This is a genomic window from uncultured Acetobacterium sp. (assembly GCF_927416815.1).
In the GTDB taxonomy this organism is placed as follows: Bacteria; Bacillota; Clostridia; order Eubacteriales; family Eubacteriaceae; genus Acetobacterium.
The window spans coordinates 15,580-31,143 of the sequence record NZ_CAKMJU010000096.1; the positions used below are offsets into that span (position 1 = coordinate 15,580).

The window sequence follows — 15,564 nt, forward strand, 5'->3', positions numbered from 1 at the left end:
CAATCTAAAGGGGTATAGGTAACTACATTGGGCTTGATGACCTGCAGGTAAAAAAAAAGGGCGGAATACTCCGCCCCAAATTATTTTCTTAAGCCTAATCTTTGGATTAGTTCACGATATCGGTTGATATCTTTGTTTTTTAGATAAGTTAATAATCGTCTTCGCTGGCCAACTAATTTTAGCAGACCACGTCGTGAGTGATGATCTTTTTTATGGATTTGAAGATGTCCGTTAAGATCATTAACGCGTGCGGTTAATAATGCAATTTGTACTTCAGGTGAACCGGTATCACCTTCATGGGTTTTGTAGTCTTCGACTACCTGTGCTTTTAATTCTTTACTGATCATTTAAAATCTCCTTGTTTCAAAATTTATCCATAAACCGAGTATTTTGTTGGAGTCTCAAAAAACTAAGTGAATGGTAATAACTTAGTAAGTATATCATAAACATTTATTCTTGTAAATGGATTATTCTATAAAATCTTTTCTGATGCACTCGATATCAATTCTAATTTGAGCGATTAAATCATCGATTGAGTCAAATTTAATTTCATCGCGAATTTTTTTTAAGAATTCAATGGTCAGCTCCTGATCATAGATGTCTTCATCAAAATCATAGATGTAGGTTTCAATGGAAAATGGATGTTTTTCAAAGGTTGGATTAAAGCCTAAGTTGGTCAATCCATTGAAGCATTTTCCCCGATAATGAACATGGCTATAATAGACACCGGTACTCGGCAAGATCAGTTTTTTATCGAGTTTGATATTGGCTGTGGGAATGCCATACTGGTGACCCAGCCCTTTGCCTTGAACGACCACACCACTGAGGGCATAATTTCGACCCAGAAAGGTTTTAACCTCATCAACCTGACCACAGCTGATCAACTCACGGATAAAGGTCGAGCTGACCGAGTGGGTATTGATAATAAATGGCGGCAAAATTTCAACCTCAAAGCCGTATTGTTTGCCCAGTTCTTTTAAGTCGCTGGTTGTTCCCGACCCCTTATAGCCAAAATTATAATTAAAACCGACCACCACCACCTTGACCTTGTATCTTTTTAGCAGATAGTCGGTGATAAATTTCTCAGGCGTTAGCTTCATCAGCTCTTCGGTAAAGGGATTCAAAAAGACAAAATCAATCCCCAGCGCCTTGATCATCGATGCTTTTTGATCATTAGAGGTGATCAGCCAGGGGGTATAATTGGGAAAGATGAGCTCCAGTGGATGTTCTTTAAAAGTCATCACCCCGGTCTTACAGCCCAATCGCTGGCCAATTTTCTTTATTTCTTCAAGCAATGCCTGGTGTCCAAGGTGGACGCCATCAAAAAAACCCAAAGCTAAAACAATTTCTTCGCCGTGATACGTTTTTCTTGTCATTGATTACCTCACAGTAGTTTTGTCGGTTTGATATAGTTGCCTTCATCGTGGGCAACAAACCGTCCCATGCCGATCAGCTGATCACCATCATAAAGACGCAGGGTTTCACCGGGATAAAAGTTTTCCATCGACGCTTCGATGTTCCACTGGAAAAGTTTATTGCCATTAAGTAAAAATTTGCGACCTTGTTCAGTTGCCCGGACGCATTGGTAAGACTCCAAGGAATAAGCCAATGGGTAGAAAAGCTGTTCTTGAGCGCCTTTTATGACGCTTGCTTCGATCTCGGCCAGGGTCAAAGCATCCTCAATCCTGAAGCGACCAACACGATGACGGATCAGGTTTCCCATACAGGCCAATGTCCCCAGGGCAGCCCCGATATCTCGGCACAGCGAACGCATATAGGTTCCCTTGGAACAGGTTACCATGATGGTCGCTTTTTGGCTATCTTCACAGAATTCAAGTAGCGTGATCTCTCCAATATGGACATCCCGCTCTGGTATCTCAACCGTTTCACCGTTTCTGGCATAGTGATAGAGTTTTTTTCCATTGACCCGGATCGCTGAGTAGATTGGTGGGGTTTGGCGGACATCACCGGTAAACGAAACCAGGACATGTTCAAAAGCATCGCGGTCAACCCGCTTTTGGCTTTGTTCGATGACGGTCCCGGATAAATCACAGGTGTCGGTTGCGAACCCCAGAACCACTTCCACTTGATAGACTTTGTCATGGTCGGTGATATATTCAACCATTTTTGTAGCCTGTCCGACACATAAAATAAGAACGCCCTGGGCATCGGGATCGAGTGTCCCGGTATGACCGATTTTTTTAGTTTTTAAAATCTTGCGGGCCTTAAAGACGACATCATGGGAGGTCATTCCCTTTTCTTTGTAGACGTTGAGATAGCCCTGGCAATGATTAACTTTTTCCATTTTGGCTCTCATAAACGGTCATCAGATCACGCTTTAGTTGATCAATATCGCCACTGAAATTAAAGCCAGCCGCCCGTTCATGTCCCCCTCCGCCGTATTTTAAGGCTATTTCGTGAATATCAAAGGGATATTTTGCCCGCAAAGAGACCCGATAGTGGCCAGCGTCAATTTCTTTTAATAGCGCCGTGATTGAAACCCCGATGGTATTTTGACCCAAATTGGCGACATCCTCAGTGATGTTGATGTTGCCACCATACTTGACGATTGTATCCTGATCTAAGATCATCATCGCGATCGGCATACTGTCTAAAATTTCCAGCGAATGGATCGCGGCGCCGGTCATTTTCATCTGATCGATATTCTTCTGCGTATGCAGTCGTTTGGAAAGATGGGCGTAATTGCTTTTGATGGCATACAATTCACTGGCAATTAAATGGGTGTCAACGGTCACATTAGAAAATTGAAAACTGCCGGTATCAGTGGTGATCCCAGTAAAAATGGCATCAGCCATCTCATCGTCAAAGACCACCTGCAGACCTTTTAAAATCCGAAAAACGATTTCGGCAGTTGCTCCGGTAATTTCGACAAAGTTAAGATCACCATAATGGGCATTGCTCTTATGGTGATCGATAACCAGTTTTGTTTTAGCCGCAGGCATTTCGGCTGGCGAAAAGGCAAAGCTGCTGGTCGAGCAGTCTAAAAAAATAATGACGTCGTAACTGTCCTTCAGTGATTGGTTAAAGCACTTAATTTCATCAAAGAAAAGCAACTTGTCTTCAAGCGGCATATCGATATAATAATCGACCGTTTTATTGAGTTTTTTTAACCCCTTGCCCATTGCTACTGCAGACCCGATCGCATCGCCATCGGGTTTTTGATGCAGCAGAATTAAAAAGGTGTGATTGTTTTTAAGGCAATCTAAAACAAGATCAGGAATCTTCTTCATTGGGATCCTGCAATTCTTTATCGCTTTTTAAACCCTTCAAAATCGATTCAATATGCATGCCGTATTCAATCGAGTTATCAATTTCAAAGCTCAGCGCGGGCACGGAATGCACCGTTATGACATGTCCGAGGCTGGATCTTAAAAAGCTCTTGGCATTATTTAGTAATTCAAGAACGGTTTTCTTTTGACTTTCATCCCCGAAAATACTGACATAAACGGTTGCTGTCTTTAAGTCAGGGGCTGCCTTGACCCGCGTAATAGAGACATTGCTGTCCTTGATGCGGGTGTCTTTCATTTTATGAATAATGATCAGGCTTAATTCGCGTTGGATTAAGCCGTTAATTTTTTCGTTGCGATGAGATGCCATTTTGTTTATCTCCTTCATGGGAAAGATAGGCTTACGCCTTATCTTTCAATTTTTTCCATGGTAAATGCTTCAATGTTATCGGCAACTTTTAAATCGTTGTACTTATCGATCCCAATTCCACATTCATATCCGGTATTGACTTCTTTTACATCATCTTTGAAACGTTTCAATGAAGCAATCTTTCCTTCGAATACGACGATGCCATCGCGAATAATCCGGACGTCATCATTACGGTTGATCTTGCCTTCGGTGATATAACAGCCGGCAATGGTTCCGATGCTGGGAATCTTAAATACTTCGCGTATTTCAGCATTACCCATGACTTTTTCCCGGAATTCCGGAGCCAGCATCCCTTCCATGGCTTTTTTAATATCCTCAACGGCATCGTAAATAACCCGATAGAGGCGAATATCGACTTCTTCGTTCTCGGCCAGCTTGACCGCATTTTTATCGGGTCGGACATTAAAACCAATCACAATCGCGTTTGAGGTGGCCGCTAACATCACATCAGTTTCGTTGATCGCGCCAACCGCACCGTGGATAATATTGATCCGCACCGCTTCGTTATCGAGTTTTTCAAGTGATTGTTTAATCGCTTCAATCGAACCCTGAACATCAGCTTTAATAATAATATTGACATCCTGGATATTGCCGTCCTGAATTTGACTAAAGAGGTCGTCAAGCGAAATATTAGATCGACGATGACGCTCGCCTTTTTGCATTTCTTTACGTTTTTCGGCTAATTGTCGGGCTTCTTTTTCATTTTCAAGGACGATGAAATCATCCCCTGCTGCCGGAATATCAGAAAGTCCAGAAATTTCAACTGGTGTCGATGGACCAGCTTTTTTAAGTCGCTTGCCCTTATCATCAATCATCGTTCGGATCTTACCATGGGTCGTTCCTGAGATGATCGAATCGCCAACATGTAAGGTTCCCTGCTGTACCAATAAGGTTGCAACCGATCCTTTGCCGCGTTTAATCTGCGATTCGATGACACTGCCGCGGGCTTCACGACCGGGATCAGCGGTCAGCTCTTCCATTTCAGACATCATGATGATCATTTCCAGCAGGGTTTCAATCCCTTCACCGGTTTTAGCTGAAACGTTAACGGCAATGGTTTCGCCGCCCCATTCTTCAACCACGAGATTGTACTTGGTTAATTCTTGTTTAACCCGTTCCGGGTCTGCCCCTGGTTTATCAATTTTATTGATAGCAACCAGAATTGGAACACCAGCGGCCTTGGCATGATTAATCGCTTCGATCGTTTGTGGCATTACACCGTCATCAGCGGCGACAACCAGGACTGCGATATCGGTAATTTGGGCACCACGGGAACGCATCGCTGTAAAAGCTTCATGTCCAGGGGTATCAATTACGGTAATCGCATGGTTATTAATATTTACGGTATAGGCACCAATATGCTGGGTAATCCCGCCAGCTTCGCCGGCGATGACATTCGCTTTACGAATGCGATCAAGCAGCGACGTTTTACCATGATCAACGTGACCCATGACGGTCACAACCGGTGGGCGAGGTATTTCGTTTTCACTTTCTTCTTCGTCGTATTCTTCGAGAATTTTTGAAACAACGTCTTCAATTTTAATCGCTTCAACTTCAAATCCTAATTCAGTTGCCACAATGGCGGCGGTTTCGAAATCAATTTCCTGATTAATACTGACCATCGTGCCGGAAAGCATCAGGGTTTTAATAACCTCGGTGGCACTGACTTCAAGGATGTCCGCTAACTCTCCGACAGTTAAGAACTCGGGAATTTCAAAAACCTGGTTTAACTGAACCGATTTCTTTTTCTCATCTTTAATTCGTTTGTAAACACTGCGGGCGGTTTTTTCTTTTTTACTGTGATCTCTGACCTTTGGTTGTTGACTTTGATTATTGGAAACCGGTCGTTTTTTATCGTCTGCTTTTTTCGGCACATTGCCCCCTGATTTTGGTTGATTTTTTTGTGGTGGTTTGCTTGGTTTTGCTTGTTTACTTGTATCGGTAGTCGTTTTTGGGGCAACTTGACTTGTTTTAGCAGTCGTCGTAACCTTGGCCGGTTCTGGCTTCTTAGCCGGTTTTTGATCTACTTTTTGTTCTGCTTGATACTTATCTTTATCGAATTTTTCTTCAAAATCTGATATTTGTTGATCAGTCAGGGCGCTCATATGGTTTTTTACAGGAATATTGTGCTTATTTAAAATAGCTACGAAATCTTTGCTGGGAATATTATATTTTTTTGCTAAATCGTATACTCTTAATTTTGACATATTATTCCTCCCTTCAATATTTAATTATTTCATTTGTTTTTTCTCTGACAGTTGCTGCCGAACAATCTCGACAACAGCACTTTCTACTTTTCTTTTAAATGCTCGTTCCAGGTAATTTTTGTTAAGGAATTGATCGACACAGCTTTCAGAGGTGCATATATACGCACCGCGTCCATTTGCTTTTCCTGTCGGATCAAAAAATATTTCTCCAGATTTATCTGATACAATTCTAAATAAGTCACGTTTATCAAACTTCGAATGACAGATAACACAGGTTCTCTGTGGAATTTTTTTCATTGTACCTCCCTGACATTGTTTATCTAAGCATTATAGCATAAAAAGCTATATTATTGATTAAAGCTTTAGTTTTCAAGCTCTGAAATATCTTTTAGTAATGACTCATCTTCTGATATTGATTCATCTAAACCATCGACTTCGGCCAATTCAAGTTCATCTTTTAGTTCTAAAAGAATATCGTCAAATTGATTGTTCGGTTTGTCATCAAGTTTATGTTGATTGACGTAATCGATTTTACTTTTAATGTCAATCTTCCAGCCAGTCAGTTTTGCTGCCAGGCGAACATTCTGACCTTCTTTTCCAATCGCCAGCGATAACTGGTAGTCATCGACGATCGCGACTGCTGATTTTTCATCTTTGTTGGCGATGATTTCGACTACCTTAGCGGGACTCAAGGCATTTGATAAATACTCTTCAATGGTATCACTCCATTTGATCACATCAATTTTTTCACCTTGCAGCTCATTGATAATATTCTGCACCCGCACGCCCTTTTGTCCGACACAGGCACCGACCGGATCAATGCTGGGATCATTGGCTTTGACCGCCACCTTGGTACGCGATCCGGCTTCTCGAGAAATCGAGACAATATCGACAATACCATCAAAAATTTCCGGTACTTCCGATTCAAATAAGCGTTTTACCAGGCCGGGATGGGTCCGCGAAACATTAACCTGAGGACCTTTGGTTGTCTTTTTAACCAGGAGCAGATAGACCTTCAGGCGCTGATTCAGAGCGTATTTCTCACCACTTGTCTGTTCAGAAGGGAGCATCACTGCCTCAAGTTTTCCAATCTCGACATAAACAATCCCTTTTTCAATCCGCTTAATGATACCGGTCATGACCTCATCCTGGCGCTTGAGGTAATCGTCATAAATGATATTGCGTTCCGCTTCTTTGATCCGCTGAATGATCAGCTGTTTGGCATTTTGGGCAGCAATCCGTCCAAAATCCCGGGGTCTTACTTCTTTTCTGAAAAAATCACCGATAGCATAGTTGCTATCGACTTCCCGGGCTTTTTCCAGGGAAATTTGGCTGTGATCATTTTCAGGAACTTCGACGATTTCTTTCAATGCAAATACTTGAATATCACCAGTCTCGCGGTCAACATTAATCTCAACATTGTGGGCATTGCCATAATTCTTTTTATAAGCTGTGGTGATTGCCGCCTCGATTGCTTGGATTAATTCTTCTTTGTCAATTGACTTCTCTTCTTGAATGACATCCAAAGCGCGTATAAATTCCTGATTCATCTTCGTTTTCACCGCCTTCCATATTATTTAAGAGGAAGGAAGAGCTTTAAAGTTCAACTCATCCAACCGATTTGCTTTGGCAATCTTACTATTTTCCAGAGTCAGCAGTTCACCGCTTTCTAACTCCAGGGTCAATTGATCAGTTTGATATGATTTTAATACCCCTTCAATATCTTTTTTCCCATCTAAGGGTGCAAAAAGATGAACGGCAATCTTCTTATCAAGATTTGACAAGAAGTGTTTTTCTCTTTTCAACGGCCGATCCATGCCAGGGGAAGATACTTCCAGAAAATAAGACTGTTCGATCGGATCCTGTTCGTCAAGTAGTTCACTGATTTGTCGGCTGACTGTTTCGCAATCATCCAATGAAATACCATGTTCAGAATCGATAAAAAGGGTCAGACACCAGTCTTTTCCTCTTTTTTCAAAGGTTAGATCGGTTAATTCATAGCCCAGTGCTTCCACCACTGGCGTTGTTAATTCTTCTAAAAAGAATTCTTTCGATACTTTTTTCATACATTTTCCTTTTTCATTCATTTTTTATCTTTGCTTTTATGAAGCTTTTTCACTTGGCAGCACGGTTATTGATCGCTACTCGAAAAATAGTTAAGAGTGGGTCTCCCCACTCTTAATGAAATACTATATAATTGAATACACAATTAAATAAATCATATCCCGAAAAAACAATTACACTTCTAAAATTTCTACTTCTTTTTCTTTTAGAATCGTTTCAATGTTTTTGATTTCTTCGTCCGTTACCTTCTGAATTTCTTTTTCACCTTGTTTTAAATCATCTTCGGTGATCAGTCCTTCTTTTTGCCCGTCTTTTAGCTCCTGAATGGCGTGTCTACGGATGTTGCGCATCGCGACCTTACATTCTTCGCCATATTTTTTGACCAGCTTAACCAGTTCTTTTCGACGTTCCTCGGTTAATTGGGGGATTAGCAAACGAATAATCTTGCCATCATTAGAAGGATTAAAACCCAAATCTGATTTTAAAATACCTTTTTCGATGGCTGGAATAGCGGTTGCATCATAGGGTTGGATGACGATCATTCTGGCTTCAGGTGTAGAAATGTTGGCTAATTGATTCAAACTGGTTGGTGAACCATAATAATCAACCACTACCTTATCAAGAATGCGCGGATTTGCTCGTCCGGCTCTTAAGCTGCCGAGGCTCTCATTTAGATTTCTAAGCGCCTTATCCATTTTGTCATTTGCTGTTGTTTTAATCTCATTTACCATCTTCTATACCTCCTGAATAATAGTTCCGATTTTTTCGCCCATTACGGCGCGTAAAATATTTTTCGGTTCATTTAAACCAAACACGAGAATAGGAATGTGATTATCCATACATAAGGATGTTGCGGTCGAGTCCATCACTTTTAGGCCTTGATTGAGCACATCAATGTATGATAATTCGGAATAGCGAATTGCATCTGGGTTAAGCAGCGGATCTGAATCGTACACCGCATCAATACTTTTAGCTAACAGGATGATTTCGGCGTCAATTTCTGCGGCCCGGAGTGCAGCCGTTGTATCGGTCGTGAAAAAGGGATTTCCGGTGCCACAGGCAAAAATAACAACGCGTCTCTTTTCGAGATGACGAACTGCCTTTCTGCGGATGTAGGGCTCTGCAATTTGTTTCATTTCGATTGCGGTCTGAACACGTACTGGCACGTCCATTTCTTCTAAGACATCTTGTAAACCAAGTGCATTGATACAGGTAGCCAGCATTCCCATATAGTCAGCGGTGGATTTATCCATACCTTCACCGCTTCGTCCCCGCCAAAAATTACCGCCGCCCACAACAATGGCAATTTCAACACCCAACTCAAAAACTTCTTTGATCTGGCTGCAAATTGATTCCACCGTTGGGGTATCGATACCATGACCGGCACCACCGGCTAATGCTTCACCGCTTAATTTTATGATGATCCGTTTGTATTTTGGTTCCATAAAGCCCCCCCTTTTCATTTTCTATATTATATCGCAACTACTGATAATTTACAATCTTATCAACGGTAAAAAAAGAACACAGATGTGTTCTTTTTCAGCGTTTAGGCGTTTAATTGCTTCGCTACTTCTTCGGCAAAGTTTTCTTCTTTTTTCTCTAAACCTTCACCCATTTGGAATCGCGCAAAACGTCGAATTTTAACATTTTCGCCGATCGTCATGATTTGTTCTTTAACCAGATCTTCAATGGTCAGGTCAGGATTTTTAACAAAAGGTTGTTCGAGCAAACAGATTTCTTTATAGTATTTGCTGACACGGCCTTCAACCATTTTGTCAACAATTTTCTCTGGTTTGCCTTCATTTAAAGCTTGGGCGCGAAGAATTTCTTTTTCTTTTTCAAGTTCTTCGGTTGGTACTTCTTCTTTGGTTACATAGGATGGGTTGGCTGCGGCAATATGCATGGCCACGTCTTTAACAAAGCTTTTAAAGCCTTCATTTTTTGCGACGAAATCTGTTTCACAGTTGATTTCGACAAGCACGCCAATTTTTCCACCCATGTGGATATATGATTCAACGATACCTTCAGCAGCAACACGACCTGCTTTTTTGTTGGTTGCAGCCAGACCTTTTTCTCTTAAAAAGACCATTGCATCTTCGATATTTCCATCGGTTTCGACTAAGGCTTTTTTGCAGTCCATCATGCCGGCACCACTTTTAGCTCTTAATTCTTTTACTAGTTTTGCGTCCACTTTTATCCTCCTGATTGTAATTATAAATTATTCTGCTTCAGTAACTTCAGCAACTTCAGTCACTTCTTCAACAACTTCGACGGCGATTTCAACTTCTTCAACAACCGCTGCTGCTGGTGCTGCTTCAATTTCTTCTTCGACTTGTTCGCCTTGACGTCCTTCAATAATTGCATCTGAAATAACAGAAAGGATTAAAGCAACCGCACGAATGGCATCATCATTACCAGGAATGATATAATCAATTTCATCAGGATCGCAGTTTGTATCAACGATGCCAATAATTGGAATACCCAGTTTTTTAGCTTCAGCAATCGCAATTCGTTCTTTTTTAGTATCAATAACAAAAATGGCTCCCGGAACACCCTTCATCTCTTTGATGCCGCCCAGGAATTTTTGTAATTTTTCACGCTGACGTTTTAGTTTAATGACTTCTTTTTTTGGTAGCAGGGCAAATGTGCCATCTTCTTCCATTTGTTCGATCTCGTTTAAGCGGTCAATTCGTTTGCTGATGGTCCCGAAGTTTGTTAAGGTTCCACCTAACCAACGATGATTAACACAATAGCTTCCGCTACGTTTTGCTTCGCGCTCGATGCTGGTTTGGGCTTGTTTTTTGGTACCGACGAAAAGAATTTCTTCGCCATTTTCAGCCAGTTCTTTTACAAAACTATAGGCTTTTTCGATTCGCTTCACAGTTTGTTGTAAATCAATGATGTAGATACCATTTCTTTCTGTGAAAATATATGGAGCCATTTTTGGATTCCATCGTCGAGTCTGGTGGCCAAAATGCACCCCTGCTTCTAATAATTGTTTCATTGAAACACATGCCATAATTTATTCCTCCTTGGTTTTTCCTCCATCCTCATCAATCAAGAACATCGACCTTAAGCAGGCACCTGATGCCTCTCAGAGAATGTGTGTAATACATACCTTCATATACTAGCACAGTCATAAGCTTTGTGCAAGTTTTATTTACAGTAAATAGCTTATTTAGAGCAGATATTTTTGGTAATTATCGCGCTTATCAGAGATATTGAAGACGCGTTCGACATAATTCATATCAATTGTAAAATCATCCTGTTCATATTCAGAAGCATAAAAGGAGATTTCTTCGAGAAGTTTTTCCATCACCGTGTGTAGTCGCCGGGCTCCGATATTTTCGTCATCTTCATTTTGCAGATAGGCTATTTTAGCAATGTGCTTAACTGCTTCATCATCAAAAATAAGATTCACATCCTCGGTTTTAATCAGTTCCTGATATTGTTTAATCACCGAATTCTCAGTATGGGTGAGAATCTGGATAAAGTCTTCCTCGGTCAAGCTGTCTAAATGAACACTGATCGGAAAACGACCCTGAAGCTCCGGGATCATATCCGATATTTTTGAAACGTGGAAGGCACCAGCCCCAATAAATAAGATGAAATCGGTCTTGATTGGCCCATATTTGGTATTGACGGTACTGCCTTCGACAATCGGTAAGATATCGCGCTGAACCCCTTCTCGTGAAACATCCGGTCCATGATTGTTGCCATTGCCGATAATTTTGTCGATTTCGTCAATAAAGATGATGCCATTTTGTTCTGCTTCTTTGACCCCCAATTCATTGACCTGATCGATATCAATCAACTTCTGGGCTTCCTGATTGGTCAGTATTTTTCTGGCCTCGGAAATTTTCACGCTCTTCTTTTTTTTCTTTTGGGGCAGAAAATCCCCCAGAATATCATTCATATTAAAAGACATACTGTCATTGTTCATCCCCTGCATCACGCCAATCGTTTTTGAGCCATCATCATCGACTTCAATTTCGATAACCTGGTCTTCTAACTGGCCAGCCTCCAATTCTTTGGCTAATGCTGCCCGCCTTTCTTTTTTTGTTTGCTCTTTTTCAGCATCGCCTTCCAATTCATATGGCGTTGGCCGAGTCGGTGGTGAAGGCTTGACAAAGATATCAAAGGGGGTTTTTAAGGTTTCTTTGACTTTTTTTGAGGGTACCAGTGTATCGAGAATGATTTTATTGGCATTCTTTTCGGCATCGGCATAAACCTCTTTCATTTTTTCCTGCTGGACATTGCGAATCGCGGTGTTGACCAGATCACGGACCATCGATTCGACATCACGGCCGACATAACCGACTTCGGTAAATTTTGTCGCCTCGACCTTGATAAAGGGGGCTTTTACCAATTTTGCCATCCGCCTGGCTATCTCCGTTTTACCGACACCAGTTGGCCCAATTAAGATGATGTTTTTAGGGGTAAACTCATCAATCAGATCAGCCGGCAGCAGCGATCGTCGATAGCGGTTTCTAATCGCGACGGCGACAGCTTTTTTGGCTGACTCCTGACCAATAATATAACGGTTTAATTCCGTAACGATTTTTTTAGGTGTTAATTCTTTCATAGCGATTCTTCCGTTTCTATAATACTTCAACAGAAATATTATTATTTGTGAATACACATATTTCTGAAGCAATTTTCAACGATTCATAAACCATTTCTTGGGCACTGAGCTTTGCATGACCCTTTAATGCTCGGGCTGCTGCCAGCGCATAAGAGCCACCTGAGCCAATCGCGGCGACATCATCATCGGGCTCAATCACTTCGCCATTTCCCGAGATAACCAGGGTTTCCTTGTCATCCATGACAATTAGCAGCGCTTCAAGCTTTCTGAGGATCTTGTCGGAACGCCACTCTTTAGCCAGTTCGACCGCTGAACGTTTGAGATTACCATTGTACTGCTCGACCTTGTGCTCAAATTTCTCACAAAGGGTGAAGGCATCGGCTACTGAACCGGCAAAGCCGACTAAGATTTTATCATTGTAAATGCGTCTGATTTTGGTGGCCTTATTTTTCATAATGGTTTTTTCGCCCATGGTTACCTGACCATCGCCAGCAATGGCAACCTGACCATTATGGCGTATTCCTACGATGGTTGTTGCATGAAACATATTATTTTTCTCGCTTTCTTTAATCAAGCCGGCTACTACTGCGCTGTTGGCGCTTTGTAACCGCAGTCTTTTTTATCACAATAGATTGATTTGCGCTTACCCAAGCCTTTTTGAAAAAGGGTTGATCCGCAAACGGGGCATTGGTCCGGAATGGGTAGGTCCCAATTCATATAGTCACAGTCCGGGTAATTGCTGCAGGAATAAAAAGTTCGCCCGGTTTTGGAGGTGCGTTTGACAATATCGCCGCCACAGATCGAACAGATGCCACCGGTTTTTTCAAAAAATGGTTTGGTGTTTTTACATTCCGGAAAACCGGGACAGGCCAGGAAGCGACCGTACTTGCCCTTTTTGATCACCATCCGGCGTCCGCACAATTCGCAGTCTTCGTCAGATTCGGGATCGGCGATAGTCACCGATTCGGCATTTTCCTGGGCATTGGTCAGTTCTTTCTCAAAACCTTTATAAAAGTTTTTAAGCAGTTCAATCCAGTCGGTTTCACCCTCTGACACTAAATCAAGGCGATCTTCCATCTCAGCAGTAAATGAAATATTCACCACATCACTGAAATACTCTTTCATCAAGTGGGTTACGGTAATACCCAGCTCGGTCGGTTTGAAATGCTTGTCTTCAACTTCGACATAGTCACGATTCTTAATCGTGGCGATCGTTGGGGCATAGGTACTGGGTCTGCCAATTCCCTTTTCTTCTAATATCTTAACTAATGATGCCTCGGTGTATCGCGCCGGGGGCTTGGTAAACTTCTGCTCTTTGGTCGTTTTTAGCCGCTCCAGGTCATCACCGCTGGCCAGTTCCGGTAAGATAGAATCATCATTTTTACCGGCACCCTTGCCAACCCGGGTAAAGCCATCAAACTTTTGGGTTTCCCCTTTGGTTTTAAAAATCAGATTACTGCAGGCGACATCGACATCGGTCACATAATATTGGGCGTCAGTCATTTGACTGCAGATCAGTCGTTCCCAGATCAGTTTGTATAAGCGATATTGATCCGGCTCGAGTGAACCGCGCGCTTGCTCCGGTGTCAGTCCAACCGATGCCGGGCGAATCGCTTCATGAGCATCCTGGACATTTTTCTTTTTTGCGACTTTTTTTTCAGTACCGACATAATCATCGCCAAACTGTTGCTTGATATAGTCTTTCGTCTCAATCACCGCTTCGTCAGCGATCCGGGTAGAATCGGTTCTTAAATAGGTAATCAAACCGGTCAAGCCACTACCCTTGATGTCGATCCCTTCGTAGAGTTGCTGCGCCAGCCGCATTGTTCGCTGGGTTGTAAAACCAAGCGCCTTATAGGCTTCCTGCTGCAGTGTACTGGTGGTAAAAGGCAAGGGCGGTTTTTGATAGCGGGTCCGTTTTTTTACGTTTTCAACGACAATTGCGTTTTCGGCTACCACTTGTTCTAAACGGGTCGCTTCTTCGGCATTTTCGATGGTCTTCTTTTTGCCATCTTCCGAATAAAATTTTGAAACAAATGATTTGTCAGTATCCTCTTTTTTTAAGAGCAGTTCCAGGTTCCAATATTCTTCTGGGATAAATGCCTCAATTTCCTCTTCGCGATCAACAATAATCCGGGTAACAACCGATTGAACGCGACCGCCGCTCAGTCCCTTTTTAACTTTTTTCCACAAAAATGGACTGAGCGAATAACCAACCAGCCGATCAAGGATCCGCCGCGCCTGCTGTGAATTAACCAAGTTAATATCAATGGTGCGCTTGTTCTCAATCGCGGCATTGACAGCCTTCTTGGTGATCTCATGAAACTCAATTCGACATTGGGTGCTTAAATCAATTTCAAGAAAGTTTGCCATATGCCAGGAAATGGCCTCCCCTTCGCGATCAGGGTCAGTCGCAAGAAAGACTTGATCGGCTTTTTTGGCAGCGGTTTTTAAGCTTTTCAGTAATTGGGCCTTGCCCCGAATTTTTATATACTCCGGTTTAAAATCTTCTTCTATATTAATACCAATCCGACTTTTGGGCAGATCAATTACATGTCCCATGGTAGCTTCAACTTCAAATCCTTTTGGTAAATATTTTTTGATGGTCTTAGCTTTTGCCGGTGATTCAACGATAACCAAGGTTTTACTCATTGACTACCTCCTTCTTTCTTAATTTTATGATGATTATTCTCTAAAATAGCCATATTATAGCAAATAATTCCACTTGATACAAACCTATGTAGTCGAATATAACCTATTGTCCTTAAATTAACACAATATTTCCGTACTTTATCACAATAATTTCCTCAATTTCCATCATCGTCAGTAGACTATTGACGCGGCTAACCGGTAAAGCTGAACAAGCAACCAGCTCATCGATCGTCTGGTAGCCCTTGTTGATCAGATCATAAAGCAACTGCTGATCGGGATCAGTCAGTTTTAGGGTTGGCTGATGGTTGTTATCAACGTTTTTATTGATCGGCTGATCAAAAATAATATAATCCTCAAGGATATCATTCGGCTCGGTGA

The 15,564-nt window shown here is 41.9% G+C and carries 17 protein-coding genes; all 17 read right to left on the reverse strand.

Features of this window, described 5'->3' with window-relative positions:
* Positions 1-80: 80 nt before the first annotated feature.
* Positions 81-347 carry a 30S ribosomal protein S15 gene (rpsO, locus tag QZ998_RS12920; protein ID WP_296561217.1) on the reverse strand — a complete coding sequence of 89 codons (267 nt, stop codon included), beginning with the start codon at positions 345-347 and terminating at the stop codon, positions 81-83.
* Between the two features lie 120 nt (positions 348-467).
* Complete coding sequence (locus tag QZ998_RS12925) at positions 468-1,376, reverse strand: bifunctional riboflavin kinase/FAD synthetase (protein WP_296561219.1); 909 nt, start codon at positions 1,374-1,376, stop codon at positions 468-470.
* Positions 1,377-1,384: 8 nt separating this feature from the next.
* On the reverse strand, positions 1,385-2,305 hold the full coding sequence (gene truB / locus QZ998_RS12930; protein ID WP_296561226.1) for a tRNA pseudouridine(55) synthase TruB: 921 nt from the start codon (positions 2,303-2,305) through the stop codon (positions 1,385-1,387).
* Positions 2,292-3,251 (reverse strand): bifunctional oligoribonuclease/PAP phosphatase NrnA, encoded by a 960-nt coding sequence (locus tag QZ998_RS12935; protein ID WP_296561228.1) that lies wholly within the window; start codon positions 3,249-3,251, stop codon positions 2,292-2,294. The genes truB and QZ998_RS12935 overlap by 14 nt, the downstream gene beginning before the upstream one ends.
* The gene (gene rbfA / locus QZ998_RS12940; protein ID WP_296561230.1) at positions 3,235-3,636 is read right to left on the reverse strand and encodes a 30S ribosome-binding factor RbfA; all 402 of its coding nucleotides are present in this window, start codon (positions 3,634-3,636) and stop codon (positions 3,235-3,237) included. The genes QZ998_RS12935 and rbfA overlap by 17 nt, the downstream gene beginning before the upstream one ends.
* Positions 3,637-3,656: 20 nt before the next feature.
* Complete coding sequence (gene infB / locus QZ998_RS12945) at positions 3,657-5,885, reverse strand: translation initiation factor IF-2 (protein WP_296561231.1); 2,229 nt, start codon at positions 5,883-5,885, stop codon at positions 3,657-3,659.
* A 24-nt stretch (positions 5,886-5,909) separates the two neighbouring features.
* A complete protein-coding gene (locus QZ998_RS12950) occupies positions 5,910-6,182 on the reverse strand; it encodes a YlxR family protein (protein WP_296561234.1) in 273 nt (90 codons plus the stop codon).
* Between the two features lie 65 nt (positions 6,183-6,247).
* Positions 6,248-7,435: a transcription termination factor NusA gene (nusA, locus tag QZ998_RS12955; protein WP_296561235.1), complete on the reverse strand. Its 1,188-nt coding sequence runs from the start codon at positions 7,433-7,435 to the stop codon at positions 6,248-6,250.
* Between the two features lie 27 nt (positions 7,436-7,462).
* The gene (rimP, locus tag QZ998_RS12960) at positions 7,463-7,951 is read right to left on the reverse strand and encodes a ribosome maturation factor RimP (protein WP_296561237.1); all 489 of its coding nucleotides are present in this window, start codon (positions 7,949-7,951) and stop codon (positions 7,463-7,465) included.
* A 171-nt stretch (positions 7,952-8,122) separates the two neighbouring features.
* A complete protein-coding gene (gene frr / locus QZ998_RS12965) occupies positions 8,123-8,680 on the reverse strand; it encodes a ribosome recycling factor (RefSeq protein ID WP_296561240.1) in 558 nt (185 codons plus the stop codon).
* A 3-nt stretch (positions 8,681-8,683) separates the two neighbouring features.
* Positions 8,684-9,394: a UMP kinase gene (gene pyrH, locus QZ998_RS12970; RefSeq protein ID WP_296561241.1), complete on the reverse strand. Its 711-nt coding sequence runs from the start codon at positions 9,392-9,394 to the stop codon at positions 8,684-8,686.
* 101 nt (positions 9,395-9,495) lie between these two features.
* Positions 9,496-10,140: a translation elongation factor Ts gene (gene tsf, locus QZ998_RS12975; protein ID WP_366512454.1), complete on the reverse strand. Its 645-nt coding sequence runs from the start codon at positions 10,138-10,140 to the stop codon at positions 9,496-9,498.
* Positions 10,141-10,167: 27 nt separating this feature from the next.
* Positions 10,168-10,968: a 30S ribosomal protein S2 gene (gene rpsB / locus QZ998_RS12980; RefSeq protein WP_296561243.1), complete on the reverse strand. Its 801-nt coding sequence runs from the start codon at positions 10,966-10,968 to the stop codon at positions 10,168-10,170.
* Between the two features lie 159 nt (positions 10,969-11,127).
* A complete protein-coding gene (gene hslU / locus QZ998_RS12985) occupies positions 11,128-12,534 on the reverse strand; it encodes an ATP-dependent protease ATPase subunit HslU (protein WP_296561244.1) in 1,407 nt (468 codons plus the stop codon).
* A 16-nt stretch (positions 12,535-12,550) separates the two neighbouring features.
* Positions 12,551-13,081, reverse strand: a complete 531-nt coding sequence (gene hslV / locus QZ998_RS12990; RefSeq protein WP_296561246.1) for an ATP-dependent protease subunit HslV — start codon at positions 13,079-13,081, stop codon at positions 12,551-12,553.
* A 35-nt stretch (positions 13,082-13,116) separates the two neighbouring features.
* Positions 13,117-15,186, reverse strand: coding sequence for a type I DNA topoisomerase (topA, locus tag QZ998_RS12995; protein WP_296561248.1), 2,070 nt, complete (start codon positions 15,184-15,186; stop codon positions 13,117-13,119).
* Positions 15,187-15,298: 112 nt separating this feature from the next.
* Positions 15,299-15,564: hypothetical protein (locus tag QZ998_RS13000; protein WP_296561249.1), on the reverse strand; the 266-nt coding region annotated here is incomplete at its 5' end.